The organism is Thauera terpenica 58Eu (assembly GCF_000443165.1).
Lineage (GTDB): Bacteria > Pseudomonadota > Gammaproteobacteria > Burkholderiales > Rhodocyclaceae > Thauera > Thauera terpenica.
This window is the reverse complement of record NZ_ATJV01000017.1, coordinates 1-337: the sequence shown is the minus strand read 5'-3', so window position 1 is coordinate 337 and position 337 is coordinate 1. Positions and strand designations below refer to the sequence as shown.

Below are 337 nucleotides of genomic sequence, written 5' to 3'. Positions count from 1 at the left end.
AGTTGCTTGAGGCGAAACATCATGTTCTCGGCAAGGCTGCGCCGATGGTAGCCACTGTCTTCTTTCCAGCCGTCACGGCCACGGTCGGCAATCACTGCCAGGGTGGCATCCCGAGGGTGATTGTCTCCCCATCGGACTGCGCCGTCTCGGGGCGGAATCGCCGCCTGGGCGCCGCGTTGGGCAATGCTGCGATGGCACCTTTCGGTATCGTAGGCGCCGTCGGCCGAGACTTGGGCTACCTCACCATCAATCTGCGCAAGCAGCTCAGGGAACACTTCGCTGTCACCCCAGTCGGCAGTGGTGAGCTCAATGCCGATGATGTCCTTTTCGGCTTCAT

At 61.4% G+C, this 337-nt stretch carries 1 protein-coding gene; it reads right to left on the bottom strand.

From position 1 onward, the window contains the following. Positions 1-337: transposase (locus M622_RS23385; protein WP_021247990.1), on the bottom strand; the 337-nt coding region annotated here is incomplete at both ends.